The sequence below is a fragment of the Olsenella sp. Marseille-P4559 genome, from assembly GCF_900605015.1.
Taxonomy (GTDB): Bacteria; Actinomycetota; Coriobacteriia; order Coriobacteriales; family Atopobiaceae; genus Tractidigestivibacter.
In genome coordinates, this window is record NZ_LR027573.1 from 587075 (window position 1) to 612909 (window position 25835).

General features: G+C 63.2%; 20 protein-coding genes. 15 read left to right on the forward strand and 5 right to left on the reverse strand.

Translation table 11 applies throughout. The annotated features are described in order from the left end of the window. Positions 1-460: 460 nt before the first annotated feature. From ilvD to E0E00_RS02630, 8 genes are all read left to right on the forward strand, one after another. Complete coding sequence (ilvD, locus tag E0E00_RS02590) at positions 461-2125, forward strand: dihydroxy-acid dehydratase (RefSeq protein ID WP_130811037.1); 1665 nt, start codon at positions 461-463, stop codon at positions 2123-2125. Continuing rightward, positions 2122-4032 carry a biosynthetic-type acetolactate synthase large subunit gene (gene ilvB / locus E0E00_RS02595; protein WP_130811038.1) on the forward strand — a complete coding sequence of 637 codons (1911 nt, stop codon included), beginning with the start codon at positions 2122-2124 and terminating at the stop codon, positions 4030-4032. Before ilvD ends, ilvB begins: the two co-directional genes overlap by 4 nt. Next, positions 4029-4514 carry an acetolactate synthase small subunit gene (gene ilvN / locus E0E00_RS02600; protein WP_242622103.1) on the forward strand — a complete coding sequence of 162 codons (486 nt, stop codon included), beginning with the start codon at positions 4029-4031 and terminating at the stop codon, positions 4512-4514. The genes ilvB and ilvN overlap by 4 nt, the downstream gene beginning before the upstream one ends. 89 nt (positions 4515-4603) lie before the next feature. Further along, the gene (gene ilvC / locus E0E00_RS02605; protein ID WP_130811039.1) at positions 4604-5608 is read left to right on the forward strand and encodes a ketol-acid reductoisomerase; all 1005 of its coding nucleotides are present in this window, start codon (positions 4604-4606) and stop codon (positions 5606-5608) included. Positions 5609-5709: 101 nt separating this feature from the next. Next, positions 5710-6504: an SDR family oxidoreductase gene (locus E0E00_RS02610; RefSeq protein WP_130811040.1), complete on the forward strand. Its 795-nt coding sequence runs from the start codon at positions 5710-5712 to the stop codon at positions 6502-6504. A gap of 648 nt (positions 6505-7152) precedes the next feature. After that, a complete protein-coding gene (locus E0E00_RS02620; protein WP_130811042.1) occupies positions 7153-7830 on the forward strand; it encodes an AzlC family ABC transporter permease in 678 nt (225 codons plus the stop codon). Further along, positions 7827-8150: an AzlD domain-containing protein gene (locus E0E00_RS02625; RefSeq protein WP_130811043.1), complete on the forward strand. Its 324-nt coding sequence runs from the start codon at positions 7827-7829 to the stop codon at positions 8148-8150. Before E0E00_RS02620 ends, E0E00_RS02625 begins: the two co-directional genes overlap by 4 nt. A gap of 23 nt (positions 8151-8173) precedes the next feature. Further along, on the forward strand, positions 8174-8878 hold the full coding sequence (locus E0E00_RS02630; protein ID WP_130811044.1) for an alpha/beta hydrolase: 705 nt from the start codon (positions 8174-8176) through the stop codon (positions 8876-8878). Positions 8879-8918: 40 nt separating this feature from the next. Here the strand turns inward: E0E00_RS02630 and E0E00_RS02635 are convergent, their stop codons facing one another. The 3 genes from E0E00_RS02635 to E0E00_RS02645 form a co-directional block, all read right to left on the reverse strand. Next, complete coding sequence (locus E0E00_RS02635) at positions 8919-10316, reverse strand: DHA2 family efflux MFS transporter permease subunit (RefSeq protein WP_130811045.1); 1398 nt, start codon at positions 10314-10316, stop codon at positions 8919-8921. A 140-nt stretch (positions 10317-10456) separates the two neighbouring features. Next, positions 10457-11158: an MBL fold metallo-hydrolase gene (locus tag E0E00_RS02640; RefSeq protein WP_130811046.1), complete on the reverse strand. Its 702-nt coding sequence runs from the start codon at positions 11156-11158 to the stop codon at positions 10457-10459. A gap of 38 nt (positions 11159-11196) precedes the next feature. Next, a complete protein-coding gene (locus E0E00_RS02645; protein ID WP_130811047.1) occupies positions 11197-11721 on the reverse strand; it encodes a nitroreductase in 525 nt (174 codons plus the stop codon). A gap of 992 nt (positions 11722-12713) precedes the next feature. Between E0E00_RS02645 and E0E00_RS02650 the strand changes: the two genes are divergently transcribed. The 6 genes from E0E00_RS02650 (at position 12714) to E0E00_RS02675 (ending at position 22918) form a co-directional block, all read left to right on the forward strand. After that, positions 12714-13286 (forward strand): hypothetical protein, encoded by a 573-nt coding sequence (locus E0E00_RS02650; RefSeq protein ID WP_130811048.1) that lies wholly within the window; start codon positions 12714-12716, stop codon positions 13284-13286. A 59-nt stretch (positions 13287-13345) separates the two neighbouring features. Beyond that, entirely contained in the window at positions 13346-13903 is a 558-nt protein-coding gene (locus E0E00_RS02655) for a tryptophan transporter (protein WP_130811049.1), read from the forward strand. 72 nt (positions 13904-13975) lie between these two features. Next, positions 13976-15799, forward strand: coding sequence for an ABC transporter ATP-binding protein (locus E0E00_RS02660; protein ID WP_130811652.1), 1824 nt, complete (start codon positions 13976-13978; stop codon positions 15797-15799). Beyond that, positions 15792-16538, forward strand: coding sequence for an energy-coupling factor transporter transmembrane protein EcfT (locus E0E00_RS02665; RefSeq protein ID WP_130811050.1), 747 nt, complete (start codon positions 15792-15794; stop codon positions 16536-16538). Before E0E00_RS02660 ends, E0E00_RS02665 begins: the two co-directional genes overlap by 8 nt. Before the next feature lie 187 nt (positions 16539-16725). Next, positions 16726-17658, forward strand: coding sequence for a carbon-nitrogen hydrolase family protein (locus E0E00_RS02670; protein ID WP_130811051.1), 933 nt, complete (start codon positions 16726-16728; stop codon positions 17656-17658). A 622-nt stretch (positions 17659-18280) separates the two neighbouring features. Continuing rightward, a complete protein-coding gene (locus tag E0E00_RS02675; RefSeq protein ID WP_242622104.1) occupies positions 18281-22918 on the forward strand; it encodes an InlB B-repeat-containing protein in 4638 nt (1545 codons plus the stop codon). 86 nt (positions 22919-23004) lie between these two features. On the opposite strand, the gene E0E00_RS02680 is transcribed toward E0E00_RS02675, so the two are convergent. Together E0E00_RS02680 and E0E00_RS02685 are read right to left on the reverse strand one after the other, a co-directional pair. Beyond that, positions 23005-23631, reverse strand: a complete 627-nt coding sequence (locus E0E00_RS02680) for a response regulator transcription factor (protein ID WP_130811053.1) — start codon at positions 23629-23631, stop codon at positions 23005-23007. A 2-nt stretch (positions 23632-23633) separates the two neighbouring features. Beyond that, on the reverse strand, positions 23634-24788 hold the full coding sequence (locus E0E00_RS02685; protein ID WP_130811054.1) for a sensor histidine kinase: 1155 nt from the start codon (positions 24786-24788) through the stop codon (positions 23634-23636). A gap of 88 nt (positions 24789-24876) precedes the next feature. Here E0E00_RS02685 and E0E00_RS02690 point away from each other — a divergent pair, with 88 nt between their 5' ends. Then, a complete protein-coding gene (locus E0E00_RS02690; protein ID WP_130811055.1) occupies positions 24877-25830 on the forward strand; it encodes an ABC transporter ATP-binding protein in 954 nt (317 codons plus the stop codon). The last annotated feature ends 5 nt before the right edge of the window (positions 25831-25835 follow it).

Sequence of the window (25835 nt, forward strand, 5' to 3'; positions counted from 1 at the left end):
TGGCACGGGACCGGACCAGCCGGGAACCACTTGTCTAGGCAAGTATACCGTGGCCGGGTGCAGCCGAGAGGGACAACACGTGGGGCGCGGCCTCTCGTGCATTCTCGCCGGAAAAGCTGCCCCCGCGCAAGGTGTGGAATTTACCTCCTCGTTACCGTACGCACCCAACCGATGGCGTAGAATCGTCCACACAGTTTCAGAGCAAATGTGATGACAGGGCGAGTACTTGCCACGCCATCCCACAGCAAGCGGGACCGCTGAGAACCCGCGGTGGGTGGCAAGGAACATTCCCTCGAGCTGCTCGGGCGAACGCACGCCGCCTCTGGGCCACCCCCCACCAGGCGATTCGCAACTACCTCGGGCCGGAGTCCACCGTAACGGGCATCGGGAGAACGCACCACTCTCGCCTGAAGTCGCATTTCTCGCACGCAGCAGGTTGCACAGGAAGCGAGAGGTGACCATGGGACTTCGAAGCGATGCCATAAAACGGGGCTTGGCCCGTGCTCCACACAGGAGCCTGCTCAAGGCCGACGGCCTCACGGACGAGGAGCTCGACCGGCCGCTTGTGGCGGTCGTCTCGTCTCAGAACGAGGTCATCCCCGGCCACATCCACCTGGACAAGATCGCCGACGCCGTCAAGGCCGGCATCCGCATGGCGGGTGGCACCCCACTGCAGGTCAACACCATTGGCGTGTGCGACGGCATCGCCATGAACCACGAAGGCATGCGCTTCTCGCTTACCAGCCGAGAAGTGATTGCCGACTCCGTCGAGTGCGTCATCCAGGGCCACCAGTTCGACGCCATGGTCCTGATCCCCAGCTGCGACAAGGTCGTTCCCGGCATGCTCATCGCCGCCTGCCGCCTGGACATCCCCACCGTGCTGGTCTCCGGCGGCCCCATGCTTGCCGGTCGCGGTCGCCACGGCGAGCAGACCGACCTCAACACCCTCTTTGATGCCGCAGGCCAAGTCACCGCCGGCACCATGACCGAGGAGGAGATGCACTGGCTCGAGAACACCGCCTGCCCCACCTGCGGCAGCTGCTCGGGCATGTTCACCGCCAACTCCATCTGCTGCCTCTCCGAGGCCCTGGGCATTGCGCTTCCCGGCAACGGCACCATCCCCGCCGTCTACTCCGAGCGCATCCGCCTTGCCAAGCACGCCGGCATGAAGGCCATGGAGCTCCTCGAGAAGGGCATCACCGCTCGCCAGATCATCGATGAGCGTGCCATTCGCAATGGCATGGCACTTGACCAGGCCTTTGGCGGCTCGACCAACACCATGCTTCACCTCACGGCCATCGCACACGCAGCCGGCTGCCCCGTGACCATGGACGACTGGGACAGGGCCTGCTCGGCAACGCCCAACATCGTGCGCCTGGCGCCTGCCGGCCCGCTCCACATCCAAGACCTGAACGACGTGGGCGGCGTCCCGGCAATCGTCGGCGAGCTGGGTCGCGCCGGCCTTCTCGACCTCACGGCCAACACCTGCCACGGCACCATGGGCGAGTGGGTCGAGCAGTGCCCGCCCGTCGACGGCACGGTGGTCCGCCACATTGACAACCCCTACTCCCCCGACGGCGGCCTCAAGGTCATGCACGGCTCCCTCGCGCCGGACTGCGGCGTGGTCAAGAAGAGCGCCGTCGACCCCAGCATGTACAGGCACACCGGCCCGGCGCGCGTCTTCGACTCCGAAGAGACCGCCTGCGGGGCAATCTTTGGCGGCAAGATCAATCCCGGCGACGTCGTGGTGATTCGCTACGAGGGCCCCGCCGGCGGCCCCGGCATGCGCGAGATGCTCACGCCCACCTCGGCCATCTGCGGCATGGGGCTTGCCAAGTCCGTCGCGCTCATCACGGACGGCCGCTTCTCCGGCGCGAGCAAGGGCCCCTGCGTTGGCCACGTGAGCCCCGAGGCCGCGGCCGGCGGCCCCATCGCCCTTGTGCACGAGGGCGACCAGATCGCCATCGACATCGAGGCCGGCACGCTCGACCTGCTCGTCGAGGAGGACGAGCTCGCGCATCGCCGCGCCGCCTGGGCGCCGCCCGCACCCAAGTATGCCACGGGCGTCCTCTCCCGCTACGCCAAGCTCGTCACCAGCGCAGACAAGGGGGCATACCTGTCATGACGAACACCGACAACCACGCGGCGTCCGTTGCCGAGAAGCTCGCACGCAAGCAGACCGCCATCGAAGGCAAGCCCTTTGGCATGGGCTCGCACTCCGAGTACGAGGGCAAGACCATGACCGGCGCCCAGGCGATCATCGCAAGCCTGGAGTGCGAGGGGGTCGACACAATCTTTGGCTACCCCGGCGGACAGGCGATCAAGATCTATGACGCACTCTATGATTCCAAGCGCATCCACCACGTGCTGGCCAGGCACGAGCAGGGTGCCGCACACATGGCCGATGGCTATGCCCGCGCCACGGGCAAGGTTGGCGTTGTTCTCGTCACCTCTGGCCCTGGTGCCACCAACACCGTGACCGGCATCATGACCGCCTACATGGACTCCGTGCCCATGGTGGTCATCACCGGCCAGGTCACGCGCGGCGTCATTGGCACCGACTCGTTCCAGGAATCCGACATCGTGGGCATCACCATGCCCATCGTGAAGCACTCGTTCCTGCTGCAGTCGACCGACGATCTCACGCGCACCTTCCGCGAGGCGTTCTACATCGCCTCCACCGGCCGCCCGGGACCCGTCCTCATCGATGTCCCCAGCGACCTCTCCGGCACGCAGATGGTCTTCCGCTACCCCGACTCCATGAGCATTGCCTCCTACAAGCCCACCTACCGTGGCAACGCGCGGCAGGTCAAGCAGGCAGCCCAACTCATCATGAGGGCCAAGCGCCCGCTCATCTACGCCGGCGGCGGCATCGTGACCAGCCACGCCTGCCAAGAGCTGGTCGACCTTTCCGAGACCATGGACATCCCCGTGGTGACCTCGCTCATGGGCAAGGGTGCCATGCCCTGCTCGAACACGCACAACCTGGGCCCCGTGGGCATGCACGGCTCGAAGTACGCCAACATGGCCGTCATGGAGTGCGACCTGCTCATCGCCGTGGGTGCGCGCTTCTCCGACCGCGTGACCGGCAAGGTCTCCGAGTTCGCCCCGCACGCCAAGGTCATCCACATCGATATCGACCCGGCCGAGATCGGCAAGATCGTGAACCCCACGGTGCCCATCGTGGGAGACGCCAAGGTGGTTCTCGCCTCGCTCAACGAGCGCCTGCACAAGGAGGGCGCCAAGCCCGTGGACGACGGCTGGTTTGCCGAGGTCTGCTCGTGGCGCGAGCGCTGGCCGTTCTACACCGAGGACTTCGCCAGCACTGTGGACTACCCCGACAAGATCGCGCCCGAGGTCGTGCTCTCCATGCTCTCGGACAAACTCGACCCCGAGGCATCCATCGTTACCACCGAAGTGGGCCAGCACCAGATGTGGGCGCACCAGAACATCCACCGCGAGCACGCACGCACGTTCATCTCGTCCGGCGGCGCCGGCACCATGGGCTTTGGCCTCCCTGCGGCCATTGGCGCCAAGATCGGCTGCCCCGACGACGAGGTTGTGTGCGTCGCCGGTGACGGCTCGCTCCAGATGAACGTGCAGGAGATGGCCACAGCCATCCAGGAGGGTGCACCGATCAAGGTACTGGTCATCGACAACCGCGCCCTCGGTATGGTCTACCAGTGGCAGAAGCTCTTCTACCACAAGCGCTACTCGTTTACCCAGCTACCGCCCGTCCCCGACTTCGTGAAGCTGGCGGAGGCCTACGGCTGGCACGGCAGGCAGATCTCTCGCCCGGAAGAGGTCGAGGGCGCACTGGACGAGATGCTCGCATCCAAGGGACCCTACCTTCTCGACGTCTTGATCCCTACGGACCAGACGGTCTACCCCATGGTTGCTCCCGGTGCGCCCATCGACGACATCATTGGCGCCCTGGACGTGACGCTGGGTGGCGTGCGCATAAGCGGCAAGGGCTTTGGCAAGGACGGACACCCCGCCATCACGGATGGCGAGAAGGACGGTGACGAATGATGAAGCACATCCTCTCGGTGCTGGTCGAGAACAAGCCTGGCGTGCTCTCGCGCGTCACCGGCATGATCAGCCGCCGCGGCTTCAACATTGGCTCGTTGACCGTGGCGCCCACCGAGGACGAGAGCCTCTCGCGCATGACCATCATCGTCGAGGCCGACGACGTGGGCTTCGAGCAGATCACCAAGCAGCTGCACAAGCTCGTCTCGGTCTTCAAGATCTCCGACCTCACCGAGGATGACGCCATCGAGCGCGAGCTGGTGCTCTTCAAGGTGCAGTGCACGCCGGAGCGCCGCCACGAGATCATCGAGATCGCAGGCGTCTTCCGCGCCAACATCGTGGACGTGGGCAAGAACACGCTCACGGTGGAGGCCACCGGCACCGAGAGCAAGCTCGACGCGCTTGAGGACCTCTTCCGCTCGTACGGCATTCGTCAGCTCACGCGCACCGGCAAGATCGCGATCTCGCGCGGGCATGACCAGTAGCCCAACGGCAATCCGGACACCACGCGGTTCAAACCGCCAGCTGGCGGATGAACATAGCAGGAAACGGCACAAACGAAAGGAAGTACGACATGGCCGTCACCATCTACTACGAGAAGGACTGTGACCCCTCGATCATCCAGGGCAAGAAGGTCGCCATCATCGGCTATGGCTCCCAGGGCCACGCCCATGCGCTGAACCTCATGGACTCCGGCGTCGACGTGCGCGTTGGTCTGCGTGAGGGCTCCAAGTCCGCCGAGAAGGCCCGCGAGCACGGCCTCAAGGTGACAGACATGGCGACTGCCGCCAAGGAAGCCGACGTCGTGATGATCCTGACCCCCGACGAGACCCAGCCGGCGGTCTACAAGGAATTCGTCGAGCCTAACCTCGAGCCGGGCAACACCCTGGCCTTCGCCCACGGCTTCAACATCCACTACGGCTACATCAAGGCCCCCGAGGGCGTCAACGTGATCATGGTTGCCCCCAAGGGCCCGGGCCACATCGTGCGCCGTCAGTACACCGAGGGCTCCGGCGTGCCTGACCTGGTCTGCGTTGAGACCGACGCCACCGGCGACGCGTGGGCGCTGGCCATGTCCTATGCGTGGGCGCTGGGCGGCGCTCGCTCCGGCCTCATCAAGGCGACCTTCGCCGAGGAGACCGAGGAGGACCTCTTTGGCGAGCAGGCCGTTCTCTGCGGTGGCCTGGTCGAGCTGGTCAAGGCTGGCTTCGAGACCCTCACCGAGGCAGGCTACCCCGAGGAGCTTGCCTACTTCGAGTGCTATCACGAGATGAAGATGATCGTGGACCTTATGTACGAGAAGGGCATCCACTTCATGAACTACTCCATCTCCAACACCGCCGAGTACGGCGAGTACTACGCCGGCCCGCTGGTCATCAACGACAAGTCACGCGAGGCGATGAAGCACATCCTCAAGCGCATCCAGGACGGCTCGTTCGCCCAGGAGTTCGTTGACGACTGCAACAACGGCCACAAGAAGCTGCTCGAGGAGCGCGAGAAGATCAACACCCACCCCATCGAGACCACTGGCGAGCGCGTGCGCTCCATGTTCTCCTGGCTCTCGAAGGACGAGGACTAATCGAGTAGGCCGATCGATTCTCGCTTCCTGCGGTTGGTTGCCTCGCAGCCCTGCCGGACACGCTTCCGGCGGGGCCGCCTCTTCGATGGAAAGGCTTAGCCATGCGCATAGCGTTGATCACTGGTGCGTCAAGCGGCTTGGGGCGCGAGTATGCGCGCTGGGCAAGCGAGGAGGGCGCATACGACCAAATCTGGGCTGTGGCCAGAAGGCGCGAGCGCCTGGAGGAGCTTGCGGAGGAGCTTGCGACCCCCGTGCGGGCAGTCGCTCTCGACCTCACCGAGAAGGCATCGATTTCGCAGCTCAAGGGGCTTCTCGACCAGGAGGCATCGCAGAGCGGGGCGCATGGCGAGAAGTTTGGCGTGGGCCTTCTCGTCAATGCGGCCGGCCTGGGGAAGTTTGGCACGTATGCAGACATGACCTGCGATGAGGTCGACACGATGGTCGACCTCAACTGCCGCGCGCTCGTCGATGTGACACAGGTGGCGCTGGGGTACATGGGGCGTGGTGGACGCATCATCCAGATCGCGTCCAGTGCGTCGTTCCAGCCGCTGCCGGGACTCAACGTGTATGCGGCGAGCAAGGCGTTTGTCCGCAGCTACTCGCGGGCGCTTCGCTTTGAGTTGCGCGGTCGCGGCATCTTTGTGACCGCCGTGTGCCCGCTGTGGGTGAAGACCGAGTTCATCGGTGTCGCAAGGCAGACGGCCAACGGGCAGACGGTGCGCCATCCCTTCCCGGTGCTGGGGGCGCGTCGGGTGGTGAGATGGTCCATGCTCGTCAATTCCGTGAACTACCCCATTGCCACCTGTTGCGTCACCGGCCTACTTATGAGGATTGCCGACAAGATCATCCCCGCACCGCTCATCATGTGGATCTGGGAGGGCGTTCGCCGGATGTGACGCCCAAAGGGCATGCTCGTACGCACTTGCTGCGCAAACGCGCACTGCAGCGCTATTTCGGCACCGGAGGGGCCCCTTCCTAGTGCGGGCTGCCGCCGGGGCCGCCACGATGACCAGGGCGGCCATGTCTCCCGGCCCCGCCAGAGCCCGGCCCCATATCGCCGCCGTAGCGTGGGCCTCCCCAGCCGCGTCCCCAACCATCCCACATGGCAGGGCCTCCAAACCAGCCTCCCCACATGGGACGGCCCCAACCAAGTCCGCCAAAAAGAATCCCCCGGAACAGCCTTGCTACAAGCGCGACCAGTAAGACGACCACAACCAGAAAGAGGATCATCGAGCTCACCTCCAAGCGGCATGCAGCTGGACTACCGTGTCCGTCCCACATTGAGGTACAACTGCCGTGCCGTTGAGCGAGAGAATACCCGTCCCCCTCGCCCCAATCACCATCGCAAACGACCATCACACACCTGTCCCAACGCTCCAACGAACCTGAAGCCTGCGGAGAGGGGCTGAGACAAAGGGACCGTCCCTTTGTCTCAGTGCGGTGCAATCGCCTGCACCAATTACAGCCCAGGAGACACCGTGCAAAAGGCGCCACAGACAGCGAGAGATACAGCCCGAGGGGTTTTATTGGTTGCTTGGCCAGTCATGCTCTCGTACGTGGCAGTCGGGCTTCCCTGCGGTGTGCTTGCCGCCAAGGCGGGTATGACGCCGCTCATGAATTTTGTTCTCGCCCTCACGTACCTCTCCGGCGGCGGGCAGTTCATGATGAGCAACCTCTGGCTGGCAGGGACACCCATGGTCTCGATCATAGCCTCTGTAGCTGCCATCTCTACGCGCTTTGCGCTCTACTCGGCCTCTCTTGCCCCGTACCTTACGCGATTCGACCACAAACAGTCGCTCACCATCGCCTGCACCTATACCGAAGAGGCTTACGGCATCACGCTTTCTCGCCTGACCTCGGGTAACGCATGGACGGCGAGACACGCGCTGAGCCTTAACGTATGCGTGCAGCTCACATGGGCCATATCCTGCGCGGCTGGGGCCGCCCTGGGCTCCGCAATCGACATCCCCACCGCCATCGCTGGCTTTGCGATGACCTCGCTTTTCCTCTACCTTCTCTACGCGCAACCCCACACCCGCGGCACTGCCTGCGCGGTGCTAGGGGCCACGACAACGGTCGCGCTCTGCAAGTGGAACGGACTGAGCGGCGTCGCCGTTCCGTTGGCTGCCCTCGTTGGTGTCGCCGCGGGAATGACATCAGGGCTCCTGCCGCGGCAAAGGCCGGCACCAAGCTCTACAAACGCCAGGGGTGACACACGGTGAGCACCGCTCAGTTCCTTGTGCTGTGGCTGTCCTCGTTCGCGTTCATTCTCGCCTGTCGCGTGGTCCCCGTGGTAGCGTTGCGCGGACGTCCCCTCTCGCCACGCGTGGTGGAAGCGCTTGGCTACATCCCGCCGGCCGCCTTTGCCGCGCTCGTCGCAAACGACTTGCTCTCCCCCACCATGTTCGACGCTGGCCTATGGACGGGCATTATGCCCATCTTGGCGGCAGGCATTGTGGTCTTCGTGGCATGGCGAACCCGCTCGATGCTATGGTGCTGCGTGTCGGGAGTCCTGGCCTACGTGCTGCTCTCCCTTATATAACGCCGAGGACAGCGGAGACGGACATGGCCAAGCACACCTTTGGGGCCGAGGGCGAGAAGGTCACTGTTCACATTGCCGATCTGCCTGATCGCGCGAGCGGCTCACCAGCCCTCATCCCCATGGTCTACCTGCATGTATTTGAGGGCGATGGCACTGGTGTGTGGCAGCGCCTGGAGGAAGAGGGGGACCAGTCTCGGATAGCCCTTGCTGCGATAGCGCCCAGGAGTTGGAACAACGACCTCACGCCGTGGCCATGCCCTCCCGTCTTTCGTGGCAATCGCCCCTATGAGGGACTTGCGCTTGTGCAGCTGCACCTTCTCGAATCCCAGATTGTGCCCCAAACCCAGGCACTTCTCACGCAGCACGGCGTAGCGCCGTCCTTCTCGGCGCTTGTCGGCTACTCGCTAGCCGGGCTCTTCTCGGTGTGGGTAGCTACACGAAGTGCGGCCTTCGAGCGCGTGGCTAGCGTGTCCGGCTCGCTTTGGTATCCGGGCTTCTCCAAATACGTCGCAGGTCACATACACCCATCCGTAAGGCGTGCATACTTCTCGCTGGGGGACAAGGAGTCCCATACGAGAAATCCCGTAATGAAGACCGTCCTTGAGAACACCCAACAGGTCGTGGAGAAGTTCGAGCAAGCCGGTGTAGACACATGCTTTGAGCTCAACCCCGGCAATCACTTTGTGGACGAAGACCTGCGCACGGCGCGGGGCATCCGTTGCTGCTAGGGGGCGGCCCTGCCGCCGCCGTCCCCACTGGCGAGAGGCCCTAGGCCGCCTGGGTCGGACGCGACGTGACCCACGCCATCGACACCAGGGGCACCACAGCCACGCAAGCCAGAAGCAGATACGCCTCGCGCGTGCCAACCATGGTCGCCCAAGCCATGTCTGTGGCCCCTACCTGCACCGCATTGACCACCGCCGTCACCACGCTGGTACCAATGGCACCAGCCAGCTGCTGTAGCGTATTGATCACGGCATTGCCATCGGCCTTGATGGCCGCCGGCAAAAACGAGAGCGACTCGGTCATGGTGTTGCCCACCATGAGGCTCTGTCCAAAGGCAAAGCACACGTAGATGGCGATGGCAACCGCCGTTGCCAGGCTCTCGGAAAGCGCGGCGAAGAGCGCCGTGCCGAGAAGTGCGCAGGAGGCGCCCACAAGGATGGGCCTTCTCGGCCCAAAGCGGTCGAGAATCTGGCCCGAGAGCGGTGCCATGCAGGCACCCACCACGCAACCGGGAAGCAGGATCGAACCGGCCTCGGTCTCGCCGGTACCCATCACGAGCTGCGAGTAGTTGGGGATGAGAAACGATAGTCCCAGCACCACAAACTGCAGGCACACCAGCGCAACCACGCCCATCACAAAGCGCCTATGCGAGAAGACCGCGAGCGAGATGAGCGGGTGCCCTGCTCGCCCTTCTCGCCGCACAAAGACGACGAGAAGCACCGTGAAGGCCACAAGCAGGCACAGCTCTGCAGGGTTTGTCCAGCCCATGCTCGACCCCAAGTCAACGGCAAAGACGAGCGAGGCGAAGGCTGCGGCGATGGCAAGCCAACCCGGGATATCAAAGGGGTCACGCGAAACCTCGTGGCTCTGGCGTATGGAGAACACGCCCAGCACGGGAAGGAGCGCTGCAAAAATCATGCGCCAGCCGAAATTCTCGGCAAGCCAGCCACCCACGGAGGGGCCGACCGCCGGCGCCATGGCCGTGACCAGCGTGCCGATACCCATCATGACGCCCATGTTCTTCTTGGGGGCCTGCTCGGTGATGACATTGAACATGAGTGGCAGCGCGATGCCTGTGCCCACGCCCTCGAGGGTGCGCCCGCACAAGAGCATGGGAAATGACCGGGCGGTAAATCCGCACATGATGCCCGCGATGTAGAAGGCCATCGCCGCAATAAAGACGCTCTTGGTTCGGAAGCGCTTGTTGAGATAGGACGACGTTGGCACGACGGTGGCAAGGACCAGGAGGTAGGACGTGGTCATCCACTGGACTGTCGAGGTGGTGATGTTGAACTCGGACATGAGCGAGGGGAACGTGACGTTCATGGCGGTCTCAACGGTGACGCCGGAAAAAGACATGATGCCTGCGGCGACAACAGACATGACGAGACGGGCATCGAGCACGTGCTCGAAGCCTTGGCTGGCAGTGCTTCCGTTCATGAGCAACTCCCTGGATTGGCTGGTCCCGACGGAGATGTCTCTGGTTCCGTGCGGGACAGAGGCACTATAGCCAAATCAGGTGGAGAGCGCTTTCAGTTTCAGACGGCACGGACTTGTGGCGAGGAGCAACCTTGGCTTCCTCAAGCCGGGTCTGGCAGCTCACAGACGTCCTCAAAGTGCGTGATGCCTGCATAGGGCGCAAGTCGCGAGTCCGACATGAAGGAGCGAGCCTCGGCACCCCTATCCCCGTAGTGCATGGGGAAGAGCGCGCGGGTGCCCACAGCTTCCATAAAGTCCTCAACACCTGCAGCGGGGTCCTTGAGGCGCGGGTCTAGCGGGACAAACGCAAGGTCAACGGGACCCGGTGCAATGCGCGCAAGCTCGCCGCGGAAGAACTGGTCCGACGCCTCGTTCTGCTCGCCTGGGCGTTCCCACTGCCACGAGTTGAGGTCGCCGGAGAAGTAAATCGAGATACCACACGCGTGGACGAGAAACGCCACGCCCTCGTCGTTGGACTCGAGGGTCTCGACGGACAGCAGCGCGGGGGCGATGCCGGCCAGCGGCAGGTCGTAGGCCTCGTGCGGCTCGACGGTGGTCACGTTGGCATCTACCGGAGCATCTGTCGCCACGTCCTTGTCCAGCACGTAGCGCACGTCGGGAAACTGCTCGCGCAGCGGCCAGATGCAGCGCCCGTAGTGGTCAGAGTGCTCGTGCGAGACAAACACAACGAGCGGCTTGTCGCGCGGGATGCCCGGAAGCTCGCCCGTATACCAGTCAAAAAGTAGCGTGCAGGCAGAAAGCTCGACGGCAAAGCCGCTGTGGTAGATGTGCGTGACGCGCATGGTTCCCCTTTCGATGCGTATGCGCCGAAGCGGTGTAGCTACTCGGCCCAGAAGACGCGGCCACCCTTGCGCGCGGGCTGGGCCTTCTCGGCGTCGGGGTAGCCAATCACCACATGGCCAATTCCCTCATAGTCACCCTCCACGCCAAGGCGCGCGAGCAGCTCCTTGTAGCGCGGCTCCTCAAACTCCTCCTTGGCACGGTGGATCCAATGGCCACCCAACCCAAGCGACTGTGCTGTGAGCAGCATGTTCTCGATGGTAGCCGAGCCGTCGTACACGCGCGTGGGCACCGAGGCCTCGGCGAGAACCACAAGGACGACAGGTGCGCCGTAGAAGGGGTCCATGCCCTCGCGCGCACCCATGATGCGACGGTTCTCCTCGGCAAGCTCGTCACGAAGGGCGCGGTTGGTCACGGCCACGATGATTGGCGACTGCTTGCCCATGCCAGAAGGAGCCCAAAGCCCCGCCTCGATGACGCGCTCGACAAGCTCGCGTGCCACCGGAACCTGCTTGAACTTTGGCGTGCTTCGACGTTCGCGGATGCACTTCTCGACTTCGTTCATGGCTCCTCCAATGCCGACGGCTCAGTTGCAAGGTCCACGCGCGTGACGCGTGGGCCTTGCTCCCCATTTTCTTCCCAAACCAACGTTTTAGGAATCAGGACAGCCTGCCGGGGGGCACAGCGCCATCTCGCAAGGCCCCCAAACACAAAATGACGGTTAGTGGCAGTTTGTAAAAAATTCTTGATATGAGGTTAACCCGATATCAATTCGCTGACCTGCGAATCATCAAATCTTAAAGGGATTGCTACTTGGGAGCGCCACCCAAAACTGCCACCAACCGTAAATCTGTGCCATTCGATGGGGCACTGCGGCGCTCTGGCGCGCCAAATGAGGGACTCTGCCATGCATGGGACCGCCGGATGGCATGTTTTGACGGTTGGTGGCAGTTTTTCGGAGATGGCCCAAGTATCAAGAGATTCGATACTTGATGAATCGCAGGTCAGCGATTTGCCACTTTTGTAACTTCATATCAAGAATTTGCCACAAACTGCCACCAACCGTCAAATCGTACCAGCGGGGTCGACGGAGACATCCCACGAAACCACCTGTCGAGCAAGAAGAGAAGGCGCGAGTCACGCAAAGCCGGAGGGGCCTCGTTCCCCGGCAAGCAGGTGGCACGGCAAGTTGCTCGGGCACCAAAACCCTGCACCCCATCGCAGCCTCTCGCGTAACGAAGCGTTTACACAATGTGGGTTGCACATCTGGCACGCGAGGGCGTATAGTCCTCCACAACACAAGCACAAGTCGCAGTGCGACAGGGCATCTGAGAGGAGCGCCAGAGATGAACCGCATCGCCACAGTCAACGTACGCATGTCCATGAACTGGTGGTGGCGCGCTTCGCAAGCGGTCGGTCGATCGTGAGTCTCTCGCGCCATATATTCGCGACTTAGGAGGGCTCCCGGTTTGACCGGGAGCCCTCTTTCTTGTGCAGGCACATCCCATGAGCCATCCAAAGCCAGTCACAGCACCACCGATCAGAAGGGAACCAAGCATGTCCGAGAACACCAGCACCCAGCAGGCCCGCACCATCACCTCCGAGGACCACGGCAAGCTCGACGTCCGCGCTCTTGTCCTTCTCGCCGTGCTTCTCGCGGCAGGATTCATCCTCAACTTCACGGTGGGCAAGGCTATCTCCGGCATCTCCGGAGGCATGATCAGCCCCGAGTTCATCATCTCGGCCTTCTGCCTCACCATCCTGGTCGTGCGCCCCAACGTCCCGCAGGCTCTGGTCATCGGCCTCATCTCCGCTGCCGTGATCCAGATCACCACCACCTCGCCTTTCGTCGACTTCGCCGCCGAGGGCGTGGCAGCCATGCTCATGGCCGTCATCGTGAACGCCGGTATGCGTGGCAACGCCAAGAGGTTCGTCCCCGCAATCGGCACCTTCGTGACCACCGTGGTCTCCGGCGTCATCTTCATGATTATCCGCATCGCAATGGTCGGCGCCGCACAGGAGCTCGCCGCTGCCATGCTCCCTGTGGTCCTTGCGACCGGCGTCTTTAATGCCATTCTCGTCCAGGCGCTCTACGTCCCCGTGTGCAAGGCCCTCAAGGTCAACAACTAACAGCTCGTGACCACACCGCTAACCCCTGCCAGCAGCCACCTACCGAAAGGAGCCCCGCCATGTCCGAACAGAACGCATCCCAGGCACGCACCGTTAACACCGCCGAGCGCTCCGGCAAGGCCGATGTCTCTTCCCTCGTCCTCCTTGCCGTCCTTCTCGCCGCCGGCTTCATCCTCAACATGACCGTCGGCAACGCCCTTGCCATTGTAGGCATCAAGCCGCAGTTCATCATTGCCTCCTATGCACTGGCAATCTTGCTCTCAAACGCCAGATTTGGCCAGGCAGCCATCTTTGGCCTGGTATCTGCTGCCGTCATCCAGCTCACCACCTCCATCCCCGGCCTCAACTTTGCAACCGAGCTCATCGCCGCGCTGGTGATGGCCGCGCTCATCCGTCGTCCCCTCGAGGTTGGCGGACGCAACGTTACCCCGCTTGTTGCCGCCTTTGCGACCACGCTCGTTTCCGGTGCGCTCTTCGCCGTCGCTGGCACGCTCGTCATGGGCGCAGCGCTGGGCACCATGGTCGTGAAGATTCCCATCGTCCTGGGCACCGCCATCTTCAACGCCATCGTGGTGCAGGCGCTTTACTTCCCCCTGAAGAAGGTCCTCAAGAGGTAGTTCGGCTACCATGAGACAGCTGACAGTCCCCTCGCATGAGACAAGGGGACTGTCCCCTTGTCTCAGAAAGGTATGACAGTGCAGGAAGCAAAGCCCATCATCAAGATGACCCACGTCGCGTTCTCCTATAGCGCCCGCGCCGATGGGGACGCCGAGGACAGTGATGGCTCCGCGCTCCGTGATGTGTCGCTCAGCATCGGCGAGGGAGAGTTTGTGGGAGTCATCGGCCCCTCGGGCGCAGGCAAGTCAACGCTTGCGTCTGTGATGTCGGGTGCCATCCCCCACCACTACCACGGCACCCTCTACGGCGCCACGCTCGTGGACGGCCGCGACACCTGCGACGTCACGCTCACGGATATCTCGCAGGTGGTGGGCAGCGTCCTGCAGGACATCGACACCCAGATGGTGGCTTCGGTGGTCGAGGACGAGATGCTCTTTGGCCTGGAGAACTTCGGTGTACCCCATGACCGAATCGAGGGGCGCATTGCCCGGACGCTCGAGACCGTGGGCATCTCCGACCTGCGTGAACGCGAGATAGCCACGCTCTCGGGCGGCCAGAAGCAGAAGGTCGCCATCGCTGCCATCCTCGCCATGCGCCCGCGCGTGCTGGTACTCGACGAGCCCACGGCCGCGCTTGACCCCGCCTCTTCGACCCTCGTCTTTGACACGCTCCGCAAGGTGCGCGAGGAGGGCGTCACCGTTGTGGTCGTCGAGCAGAAGGTGGCGCTGCTCTCGGAGTACTGCGATCGCATCCTGGTGATGAGCAAGGGCTCGCTCGTACTTGACGGCACACCGCGCGAGGTCTTCTCGCACGGCGATGAGCTGCGGCGCATTGGCGTCGACAGTCCTCGCGTAGTCCGCGTGTACAACTCCCTTGCAAAGGATGGCCTGGTGGCGGGCACCACGCCGTGCCTCACGGTTTGCGAGGCGGAGGGGCTCATCACGGGCCTGGTGCAGCCCACGTCTAAGGCAAGCTGCCATATGGCAAGCGCCGAGGAGAGCGCACACGAGGCGAGCTTCCACGCCGGCTCCAAGCACATGGTGACCCCACGCCCGCACGCCGAGGGTGCCAAGCCCGTGGTGAGCCTCGAAGACGTGAGCTTTGCCTACCCTGGTGGCACGGCCTCCGTCGACCACCTCGACATGCGAATCTTCCCAGGCGAGGTCGTGGGCATCGTAGGCCAGAACGGCGCCGGCAAGACCACGCTCACCAAGCTCCTCAACGGCCTTCTGCGCCCGGCGTCCGGCACCGTGCGGCTGGCCGGACTCGACACGCACGAGGTTCCCACCAGCGCCATTGCAGCGCACTGCGCCACGCTCTTCCAAAACCCGGACTATCAGCTCTGCAAGGACACCGTACTCGACGAGGTGTCCTTTGGCCTCCTGCTGCAGGGCATAGGCGAGAATGACGCGCACAGGCGTGCCGGAGCGGTGATCGAGCACTTTGGCCTGCCCGCAGACGAGGCGCCCTTCTCGCTTTCGCGCGGCCAGCGGCAGATGGTGGCCCTCGCCTCCGTGGTGGTGATGGAGCCGGAGGTCGTGCTTCTCGACGAACCCACAAGCGGCCTTGACTACCGCGAGTGCATGACCGTGATGGACACCGTAAGCGACATGGCAGAGCGCGGGAGCGCCGTGGTCATGGTCTGCCACGACATGGAGGTCGTCTCGGACTTTGCCGAGAGAATCGTGGTCATGGCAAACGGCAGGATCCTTGGTCGCGGGGGCACGCTCGAGATGTTCTCCAACGAGAGGCTCATGCGTGAGGCAAGTGTGAGGGCACCGCAGGTCATCGAGCTGTCGGAGCTGCTTGCACGCCAGCTTTCGCCCGAGTTTGCCGGAATCAGCCAGGTCTCTGGCATCGTCGACCTCACCGAGGAGATGGTCCGCCGTGGTTAACGTGATCGACTACGTGCCGGGCGACACCCTGCTGCATCGGTTGAACCCCGTGACCAAGCTGGGCATCGCCGCAGCAATCATCATTGCAATCTTTTTGGCAGATGCCTACCCCATGCTCTTGGGGCTTCTCGCCCTCACCTTTGCGCTGGGTGCCTACGCGCACACCACATCCAAGCTGGTCTCGCTCTTGAAGCTGCTGGTGCCGCTGGCCGTGGTCATGCTTTTGCTGCAGACCGCCTTCGTGCGCGGCGGCAGTCCCGTGTTTGCCTGGATGACCGCAGACGGCCTGGTCACCGGCAGCAAGGCATGCCTGCGCCTTCTGGGCGTGGCGCTGCCGCTCATCCTCGTGCTGAGCGTAACCAAGCTCAACGACCTCGCAAACGCCTGCGTAGAAGTGCTGCATATCCCCTATCGCTACGCGTTCACGTTCACGACCGCGCTACGCTTCGTGCCTGTCTTTAGCCAGGAGATGAACGCGATCATGGAGGCGCAGACGGCGCGCGGCGTTGAGTACGACACCAAGAATCCCATCCGCAAGCTGCAGCTCATGCTGCCACTGTGCGTGCCACTGCTGGTGAGCTCGGTGGGAAAGACCGACGCCACCGCACTTGCCGCCGAGCAGCGCGGCTTCTACCTGCGCACACGCGAGAGCAGCTTCAAGCGCTATCCCATGGTTGGCCGCGACATAGCCGTACTTGCAGCATGCGTGGCGCTCGTGGTGGCGGGTGCGCTGCTGTAAGGGCACAGGTCGGCGGGCCTTCTCGGCGCCTCGGGCCCCTCGGCAGAAGGTCGGTCTCCGCATCCCCTTGGCACCTGTTCCTCGCGGAGTGCCATCATGGCAGTCGCCATGCCCTCCCCTGCACGCCCGGTCAAGCGGCACTACAATACTGCTTGGAAGATACCCCTCCCCCGTAATGGAGACACCGATGCGAGACATCCGAGATACGTGCAAGATTGCCGTGGTGCAGTCGCGCCCGCGACCCTTCGACCGAGACGCGTGCCTGGCAGGGGCCATTGACGCAATACGTCGCGTAGCCGAGGAGCGGCCGAGCGACCTCGTGGCCTTACCGGAGCTTCTCATCCCCGGCTATCCACATGGCCTGACCTTTGGCTTTGTGGTTGGCGCGCGCAAGGCCGGCAGCAAGGAGCTCTGGAAGCGCTATTACGACGGCTCGGTTGTGGTGGGTGGCCCCGAGACCGAGGCCATTGCTGCAGCAGCGCGCGAGACGGGCACTTGGGTGAGCGTGGGCGTCTCCGAGCGCGATGCCACATCCGGCACCCTCTACAACACCAACCTGGTCTATGCTCCCGACGGTCACCTTGACGCCTGGCATCGCAAGCTCAAGCCCACCGGTGCCGAACGCCTGGTGTGGGGTGACGCGCAGGACCGCTTCTTCCCCGTGAGCCAGACTCCGTGGGGCCCCATGGGCACGCTCATCTGCTGGGAGAACTACATGCCGCTGGCGCGTGCTGCCCTGTACGAGAAGGGCGTGGCCATCTACCTTGCGCCCAACACCAACGGCAACTCCGAGTGGCAGGCAACGGTCGAGCACATCGCTATCGAGGGTCGCTGCTTTGTGGTGAACTGCGCTCCCTACCTGCTGCGCGATGACTACCCAGAAGACCTTCTCGCCACAGACGAGGTCGCACGCCTTCCCGAGGTGATATATCGTGGCGGATCGAGCGTGGTCGACCCGTTTGGCCATCCGGTATCCGGTGCCGAGCCGCTGTGGAACACCGACGGCATCCTCTACGCCACGCTCGACATGCAACAGGTACCGGCCTCCAAGTGGGAGTTTGATCCCATTGGCCACTATGCCCGGTCCGATGCGGTGCGCCTTGAGGTGAACGACATCTAGCGGGCGGCCACCCAGCGAGCCTAGGATGCCGTACCCACTGGGCTCGCTGGCAGAAAAGCCCCGTCGTGCGTACCCACGAACATAGTTCTCTGCCACCCGGCGCCCCTTGGAGCCCTGCCTTGGCAAAAACGCGTAGTCGTGCGTACCCACAACGCTGGATTTCTGACATGATTGCAGCATTTGCCCAGTTGGGCGAGAAGGGCCTGGCAGCAGGCGGGGTTTGTGCGTACGCACGACTTGGGTTTCTCGCCAGCGGACCGCCCTAAGAGGCCCCATCCGCCAAAAAACATGGCCATAGCTAACAGTGATGGCGGCCGTGAATTTTCTTCAGGTTTGTGAGACAAGGGACTGTCCCTTTGTCTCACGTGGCCACGCATGCCTGCGTTGTGCATTTTATAATGCCGGTAGATAATAAAAGTCATAAAGTTATTTATCAGTAATTTGTCTCATCTTTTAAAGTGTGAGAGGAGCCTACATGAGGAGGAGATCGGAAGAGCGACGCCGGGGCTTTGGCCTCGGTGCCCGTACGGTGAGAGTCTTTCTCACAGCTGCGCTCGTCATGTCCATGTCGCCCCTTCCCTCAACGGCCGCGTTCGCAGCGGATATGCAGGAGGAGGGTTCCGTGGAAGCACAGACTGCCCCACAGGAGGAGTCTGTCCCAAGCTCGGATGCCCCAAGCGATGACACCAACAACGCTGCAGATAGCACCAACCCTGACCAGGCAGAGCCTGCAACCGTTGCCCCCACAAGTGCCGGCGCAGCAGCAACGCCGCAGGACAGCACTTCTCAGCCGTCCCCTCGTCGCGCGCCCGCGGCGCTGACCGCCGTCTATGTTGACGGCACCAACGGCAACGATGCCAATGACGGCTCGTCGTTCGACGGCGGCGCTGTCAAGACGCTTGCGAAGGCGCTTGAGATCCAGGCGGCCAACGCGTCGGTCACCACCATTTACGTGAGGGGCAATGTCGCCCTTTCCGCGACGGCGAGCATCCCCTCGGGCGTGACGCTTTCCATCGCATCTGATGGCGCGACGATCAGCGGTAGCGGCAACAGCATCGATGGCATCGTGCTCAAGAGCGGATCCACCCTCACGGGAGCAGGCACGCTCACAATGACGGGCTTCAAGACGGCTCTCACCTCCCAGAGCGGCTCGACCATCACCGACGGCACCTACGTGTTCAAGGACAACGCAGGCTCGAACGGCACCAGGGGCATCTTCCTCGCCGGCACCGTGAGGGGCTCCTCCGGCAGGGACAAGCTCACCATCACGGCAGACGACAAGTGCAACACCAACTTCTACGCCTCGGGCATGACGTTCGAGAACTGCACGGTCAACGTGGCCTCCCAGACCCGCACTTGGTTTGACGGGCACGATGTCACCCTCAAGAACGCATCGCTGACCGTCAAGGGCTTCGGGCAGACGTTCTACGTGAACAACCTGAACATGGAAGGCTCCGACCTCACAATCAATCCGTCGTGGTACGGCGCGACAGGCATGACGATTCAGTCGTCCGCGAACATCGTGAACTCTCACATCACGGCAAACGCCGGTTCCACCGCCGGCATCTCGATTGGTGCGGCGGGCGGAACGATCAACGTCACCGACTCCACGCTCGAGTTCACCAACGGCGGCACAGGTGGCCTCAACGTGAACACGGGCAAGGTCATCCTCACCAACTCCACCATCAAGGGTGATGGAAGGAACAGCGGCGCCCTCTTTGGCGCACAGACCAACGGCTCTATCGAGTTCAGGGAAGACTGCCTGGTCGAAACCCCTGCGGCAGGCAATGCCGACAATGGCGCCGGCCAGACGAAGAAGAACTTCATCGTGACGGGCGGCTCCTACCTCGTGAAGTACGCACCCAACTACAATAGCAGCCTTGGCAGCACCATCCCCACCAACGGCGCTGCTAACGGCGATGAGCAGCTTTCCCTGTTCACGCTGGCCGATTCCTCGGCCACGTCGTTGAGCCCTCTCAACAAGAACGGTCAGGCATACGACTACTCCGTTTCCAAGGCATCGAGCGACGGCGAGAAGCACGTCTGGGTGCCCGCTGCCAAGGTGACGTTCAAGCTCAACGCCGATGACGCGACGGAGCAGGTTTCCGCATCCTATGCGGATGGCTCGACTGCCGACCAGACGTCGCTTGCCATGCGCGGCTATGCGCTTGAGGATGCCAAGTCCGTGGCGGGCGGCTCCACTGCGCTTCCCGATGACCCCCTTGCCGCAGGCTACAAGTTCCTCGGCTGGTTCTACAAGGATGCGACAGGTGCCGAGCAGCAGTTCTCCGGAGACAATACGATCACTGCCGATATGACGGTTTACGCGAAGTGGGAAAGCGACGCGACGTCGTACGCCGTCAAGTACCATAACGAGGCCGACACCGACGTGACGTACCTCTCCACGTCCAGCAACCCTGATCGTACGATCACCGTACTTTCGGCCGACGACATCATGAAGGCCAACCCGTCATTCGCCCGCGAGGGCAAGACCTTCAAGGGCTGGACCACACAGCCCAATGGCGCTGGCGACAAGGTTGCCGTAGGCAGCACCCTCACCATCCCTGCCGGTACCGCCGTCGTTGACCTGTACGCCGAATGGGAGGACCAGACCGTAACGGTGAAGTTCTCCGCAAACGGCGGTACCTTCTCGTCTGACAGCGTGTTCAAGCAGAACCCCGACGTGTTCGATATCCAGACCGACGAGAACGGCGGCGAGGTCGCCGTTGTCAAGAAGCAGCCCAAGCTCTCTGACAAGATGACGCTCGATGCGCTGCTCAAGTCTTTGGGTGATGGATCTGTCTCCGCTTCCACCAAGGGCATCGCCAGCCCGGTCAAGACCAACTCTGATACCGCCTACACGGGCATTGCGACCTATAGGTATCACGTGCTTGGAAATGAGGCCGTTGAAGACACTCTCTGGGGATTCCCCTTGGGGACCTATAGCTATTACTACTGGTTCAACGACGCCGCTGGCACCGACAAGGCGACCATCGATGGCAGCGGCACACTGACCCAGGACGTGACGTACTACCTCAAGTGGGCTGTTGACCCCAACGTCGAGATAGTCGAGGCCACGAGCCAGATTCCAAGCGACATGTGGAGCGGCTCCCAGAGCGACACCACGTCCATCAGGGAGGTCACCACGGGTGAGACCTTCAGCATGACGGGCGCCGTCGATGCGTCGGGCATCGTCAGCCAGATGGATGCGCTCGAAAGCTCCATCGCCGGTGGCCTGGACGACCTCACCAAGATCACGCTCTCTGACGCCTCCTCCACCTTCACGGCGACCATCACGCTGCCTGACGGCGTCGTCGTGCCGTCCAGCCCCACGGTCACGGCAACAGGACTTGGCAGTTGCTTTGAGCTGAAGGGTGCGACCGTCGATGGCCAGAAGGTTACCGTGACGTTCGGCCTGAAGGGCACGTACGAGAACTACAGGCAGCTCAAGGATGCCGTGGTCTCCACCGGCGGGGATGACGCGCCCACCGCCGCGCTCCCCAAGCCCATCACGGTCACCGTCGACGGCCTCACGCTCGACGCCAGCAGTGTAACCAATGGCCAGGAGCTCACGGCCACGGGCGTCGTGAGCGGCACGTTCTCCTCCTTTGCGGAGAACACCGTGACGGGCAAGGTCAAGAAGTTCGACTTCACCTGGAATGGCGAGCAGATTGCCGCCAATGCAGATCCGCGCGGCACGGACATCCGTCAGACTCTACTTGTCGTGAAGCCCGCAGACCAGACACTTCCCGCTGACATCCTGGTTGGAAACGACACCGAGCACGACGCCGTCTATCCGGTTCTTCCGGGACAGACGATCGATTTCACAGGCGCCATCGAGGCGTCTGTGGTGAAGGCTCAGATGAGGGGCATCGAATCGCAGTTCCCTGGAACGACGGACTATGCCGACATCAAGCTCACGGACATGTCCTCCTCCTTTACGGCCACGTTCACCATCCCCAATGGCATGACCCTCCCCGAGAACCTGACCAAGGATTCCGTCAGGCTCGAAGGGTTCTCCGACACCTTCTCCGTGACTGACCTTTCTGTCAGTGGAAAGGCCGTCACCGTCAAGATGACGCTCAAGGATGGCATCGAGACGTACAAAGATCTTCAGGAGGCCGTCATCGACAACCTGGGCGACACGATGAAGGTCACCCTTCCCGGCGTGAAGATCAACGACGACTTCCCCGCAGGGGATACGGCCACCGTCTCCGGTACCGTGAATGGCAACTTCAAGGCCCATGCAACGAAGACCGCGACGGGCACTACGAAGGCCTTCTCCTTCACGTGGGAGGGCGTGCAGAAGCCCGATGGCATGGACGCCACGGCCAACTCCGTGGATGACGGCATCCTGTTCACGGTTGCGGCGGTCTCGCCCATGGAGTCCAACCTTCCGGGTGACATGCTGGTGGGTGCCAACACCGAGCACGACGCGGTCATTGAGCTCCCCCAGGGCTCCACGTTCGACCTCACGGGCGCCATCCTTGCTGCTTCCATCCAGGACCAGATGAACAAGATCGAGGCCGCGTATCCCAACACAGGCCACGATGACATCGCGCTCGATAACCTGAAGTTCTCGTTCGTAGCCACGTTCACCGTCCCCGATGACATGACGCTGCCGGCCGACCTCGATGCGAGTAAGGTCACGGCCACAGACTTTGGAGATGGCTTCAAGGTGAGCGACGTGCAGGTAAGCGGCAGGACCGTAACCGTCACCTTTGCCCTAAGCGACCCCGACTCCATCAGGACCTACACGGACCTCGAGAGGGTCGTGGACGGTGCCGGCACAACCGACGGCTGGATGAGGCTCACGGTTCCCGGCATCAAGATTGATAGTGACGCAACGGTAGGCTCGAACCTCACCATCGTCGGCACGGTCAGGGGCTCCTTCAGCGCCACCGCCGAATCTGCGGCTGGCACGCACAAGGCGTTCTCCTTCGTCTGGAACGCGACGCAATGGCCCGATGGCAGGGACGCGGTGGCAACTGACGACGAGACCATCCAGCTGACGGTGCGGCCCGCCGGGGCGACCGGGCCCTCCGCACCCGGTCCCGACACGCCCGGGCCCTCCACACCCGGTCCCGACACGCCCGGGCCCGCCACGCCCTCCGCACCCGGCGGCGGCCCCGCCGTCACGCCGGCGAGGGTCCCCAACACGGGTGATGCCTCACTTTCCACCTTTGCCATCCTGGTGGTTGCAGGCCTAGGTGCCGTAGCCATTGCCGTTGGCGCACGCGCTAGGCGCAAGTCCGAATAACGCACGGGCACAGAGCACCAAACCACAACTCCCAGGACACGTTGGTTGCCCTGGGAGTTTCTCTTTATCGCCCCGCTGTCACACCCCTACCCGCGGTAGTAGTACACGGCAATCTGCGTGCGATTGTGCAAGCCAAGCTTGGCGAGAATCGCCGAGATGTGGTTGCGCACGGTGCCCTCGCTCATGTAGAGCGTCGAGGCAACCTCGGCGTTGCTCATCCCGTCTGCAATTGCGCGGACTACCTCGCGCTCACGCTCGGTGAGACCGTGCATGTCGCGCTCTTTTCGCCGTGGCCCCGTACCATCGGCCGAGAGCGCTGCCGCACGGGCCAGCACCTCGCCCTCAAGCACGCTCTGCCCGGCCATAACCGAGCGCAGTGCGGGTGCGATAGTCGCCACGTCCTGCTTGATGAGATAGCCTCGCGCCCCAAGGCGCAGGGCACGCACGATGTAGTCATCATCGGAGAACGTGGTGAGAAAGACCACGCGCGCAGCAGGGTCCGCAACCAGAATCTTCTCGGCGGCACCCAGGCCGTCTCCGCCAGGCATCTGAATGTCCATGAGCACCACGTCGGGCGAGCATGCCGAGAAGAGCGAGACCGCCTCATCCCCGTTGGTGCCGCAGCCCACCACGTCGATGTCCTTCTCGGCACCAAGAATCGTCGCGAGAGACCTCACCACAAACTTGTCATCATCCACCACGATGATCCTCACGGTTACCTCCCCCTGGGGATGGACGCAAACACCGAGAAGCGCTGCCCGTCCGTCGCGACCGTCAGCGTACCACCCCGTCCCTCAACTCGCTCGCGCATGCCGCGAATGCCCATGCCGCATTCCTCGAGCCCAGAGGCTTCCCTCGGCACGCTGCCGTCGTTCACCACCTTGAGCTGCCAGATGCCCGGCATGCCGGTCGCCTTGACCGAGGCATGGGTGGCATGCGCATGGCGAGCGGCGTTTGTGAGCGCCTCGCGCGTGACGGCAACAAGGCATCGGCTCACCTCGGCGGGCGGCAGCGCATCGGTATCGCAACTCACCGTAACGTCTGCAATGCCGCTTTCCCGGGCAAGTCGGTTGAGTTCCACCCCAAGGTCGACAGACGAGTCGTCCAGCGCGTGCATGCTCTGCCGCATGGAGCTCATGGCCTCCCCCAGGCCCGAGGCAAGCTCGCCAAGTTCCTCGGTAGCCTGCGAATCGTCGCGGTGCACCACCTTGAGCGCCTCGACCTCGAGCACCAGCCGCGTGAGCAGGTGCCCCACGGAGTCGTGGATCTCTCGTGCGATGCGCGTGCGCTCGGCAAGCGCCGCTGCGTGTGTCTCGTGCTCGCGCGCGTCCTCAAGCTCGCGGTTCTTCTTGCTCAGGGAAAGCACCTTGTCAGAGAGGTCATCCTCAAGCCGGTGCAGCCCTTGGGAGAGCCCCACCTCGCGCCCGCAGCGCCACGACAGCGCCATGGAGCACCCCACAAAGGCGAGAAGGACGGTAGCGCGCGATACCGGAAGCGCACCCGCCACCCACGGGCATGCGGCAACGCACAGCCCAACCACCCACGTCCAACGCCAGCGAATGCGGGGCAGGTCATAGGCCACAAGCGGCAACGTCACCCAAGCGCCGGGGACGAGCGCTGCGGCCACGCACGCAGCGCAGCAGAGCCCGGCCGCAACGGCCGAAGCACACGTGTACGAAAGCTCGAATGCCGCACTTGCGCATACCGCCACGGCCACCGCGACCACAATCGCGGCAGACGCCTCGCCGGCCAGCACAACCAACGCCAGGCAGGCGAGAAACACAAGGCACTTGTCGGCGAGTCTCTCCATGAGGCAAGTATAAGGGTGGACAAGCGTGAACGCCGCGCGCCAACCCATGACAAACGTCATGGGTGTCTCGAAAACAGGTGACACCGGTCACTTCCGCCACGCGCGCCAAAACGCGAGACTTGATGCAGCACAGGAAAGGAGACCGGCCATGGAACCCCAAGTCCCTGTCGTTCGCATTACTAACCTGGTCAAGCGCTACGGCGACCTCGTTGCCGTGGACCATCTCTCGCTGGACATCGCCCAGGGCGAGGTGTTTGGCCTCCTGGGCCCCAATGGCTCGGGCAAGACCACCACCATCAACTGCATCCTGCAGCTCCTCACCCATGACCACGGTGAGATAGAGCTCTTTGGCCAGCCCATGCGACCCACAAGCTACGAGCTCAAGCGCCTCATTGGCACTGTGCCGCAGGAGGTTGCCGTCTTCGACGAGCTCACGGTGCGCGAGAACGTGGACAGCTTCTGCGCGCTCTATGTGCCCGACCGCACGCGCCGTCGCAAGCTGGTCGACCGTGCCATTGCGTTTGTGGGGCTCGAGAAGTTCGAGGGCTTTCGCCCCAAGAAGCTCTCGGGCGGGCTCCTTCGCCGCTTGAACATCGCCTGCGGCATAGCCCACCAGCCCAAGCTCATCATCATGGACGAGCCGACCGTCGCCGTGGACCCGCAGAGCAGAAACGCCATTCTCGACGGCATCGAGCGCCTGAACGCCGAGGGGGCCACGGTAATCTATACCTCGCACTACATGGAGGAAGTCGAGCGGCTGTGCAGCCGCATCACGATTATGGACCACGGGCGCAGCATGGCAAGCGGTACCACCGACGAACTCAAGGGCATGGTGGGCACAGGCGAGAAGGTCTCCATCGAGGTGGGTGCCCTGGACGAGCCCACGCTCGAGCGCGTGCGCGCCCTTCCCCACGTGCGCTCGGTGGAGCTTGCGGATGGCATGCTGCACGCACAGTGCTCCACGGGCGCCCACAACCTTGCGGACATCCTGGGCGTGCTCGGCTCCGCAGGCGTTTCCTTTGGGCGCGTGCTCTCGGAACCGCCCACCTTGAACGACGTGTTCCTCGAGATAACGGGACGCCAGCTCCGCGACGAGGCATAGGGGGC

What these genes read in the sequence shown, in the direction of transcription:
- ilvB (WP_130811038.1), top strand. Translation starts at nt 2,122, where the DNA reads ATGACGAACACCGACAACCACGCGGCGTCCGTTGCCGAGAAGCTCGCA.
- E0E00_RS02645 (WP_130811047.1), bottom strand. Translation starts at nt 11,721, where the DNA reads ATGAACGAAGTCGAGAAGTGCATCCGCGAACGTCGAAGCACGCCAAAG.
- E0E00_RS02620 (WP_130811042.1), top strand. Translation starts at nt 7,153, where the DNA reads ATGCTCTCGTACGTGGCAGTCGGGCTTCCCTGCGGTGTGCTTGCCGCC.
- E0E00_RS02650 (WP_130811048.1), top strand. Translation starts at nt 12,714, where the DNA reads ATGTCCGAGAACACCAGCACCCAGCAGGCCCGCACCATCACCTCCGAG.
- E0E00_RS02610 (WP_130811040.1), top strand. Translation starts at nt 5,710, where the DNA reads ATGCGCATAGCGTTGATCACTGGTGCGTCAAGCGGCTTGGGGCGCGAG.
- E0E00_RS02635 (WP_130811045.1), bottom strand. Translation starts at nt 10,316, where the DNA reads ATGAACGGAAGCACTGCCAGCCAAGGCTTCGAGCACGTGCTCGATGCC.
- ilvD (WP_130811037.1), top strand. Translation starts at nt 461, where the DNA reads ATGGGACTTCGAAGCGATGCCATAAAACGGGGCTTGGCCCGTGCTCCA.
- ilvC (WP_130811039.1), top strand. Translation starts at nt 4,604, where the DNA reads ATGGCCGTCACCATCTACTACGAGAAGGACTGTGACCCCTCGATCATC.
- E0E00_RS02690 (WP_130811055.1), top strand. Translation starts at nt 24,877, where the DNA reads ATGGAACCCCAAGTCCCTGTCGTTCGCATTACTAACCTGGTCAAGCGC.
- ilvN (WP_242622103.1), top strand. Translation starts at nt 4,029, where the DNA reads ATGATGAAGCACATCCTCTCGGTGCTGGTCGAGAACAAGCCTGGCGTG.
- E0E00_RS02685 (WP_130811054.1), bottom strand. Translation starts at nt 24,788, where the DNA reads ATGACGTTTGTCATGGGTTGGCGCGCGGCGTTCACGCTTGTCCACCCT.
- E0E00_RS02655 (WP_130811049.1), top strand. Translation starts at nt 13,346, where the DNA reads ATGTCCGAACAGAACGCATCCCAGGCACGCACCGTTAACACCGCCGAG.
- E0E00_RS02660 (WP_130811652.1), top strand. Translation starts at nt 13,976, where the DNA reads ATGACAGTGCAGGAAGCAAAGCCCATCATCAAGATGACCCACGTCGCG.
- E0E00_RS02630 (WP_130811044.1), top strand. Translation starts at nt 8,174, where the DNA reads ATGGCCAAGCACACCTTTGGGGCCGAGGGCGAGAAGGTCACTGTTCAC.
- E0E00_RS02640 (WP_130811046.1), bottom strand. Translation starts at nt 11,158, where the DNA reads ATGCGCGTCACGCACATCTACCACAGCGGCTTTGCCGTCGAGCTTTCT.
- E0E00_RS02670 (WP_130811051.1), top strand. Translation starts at nt 16,726, where the DNA reads ATGCGAGACATCCGAGATACGTGCAAGATTGCCGTGGTGCAGTCGCGC.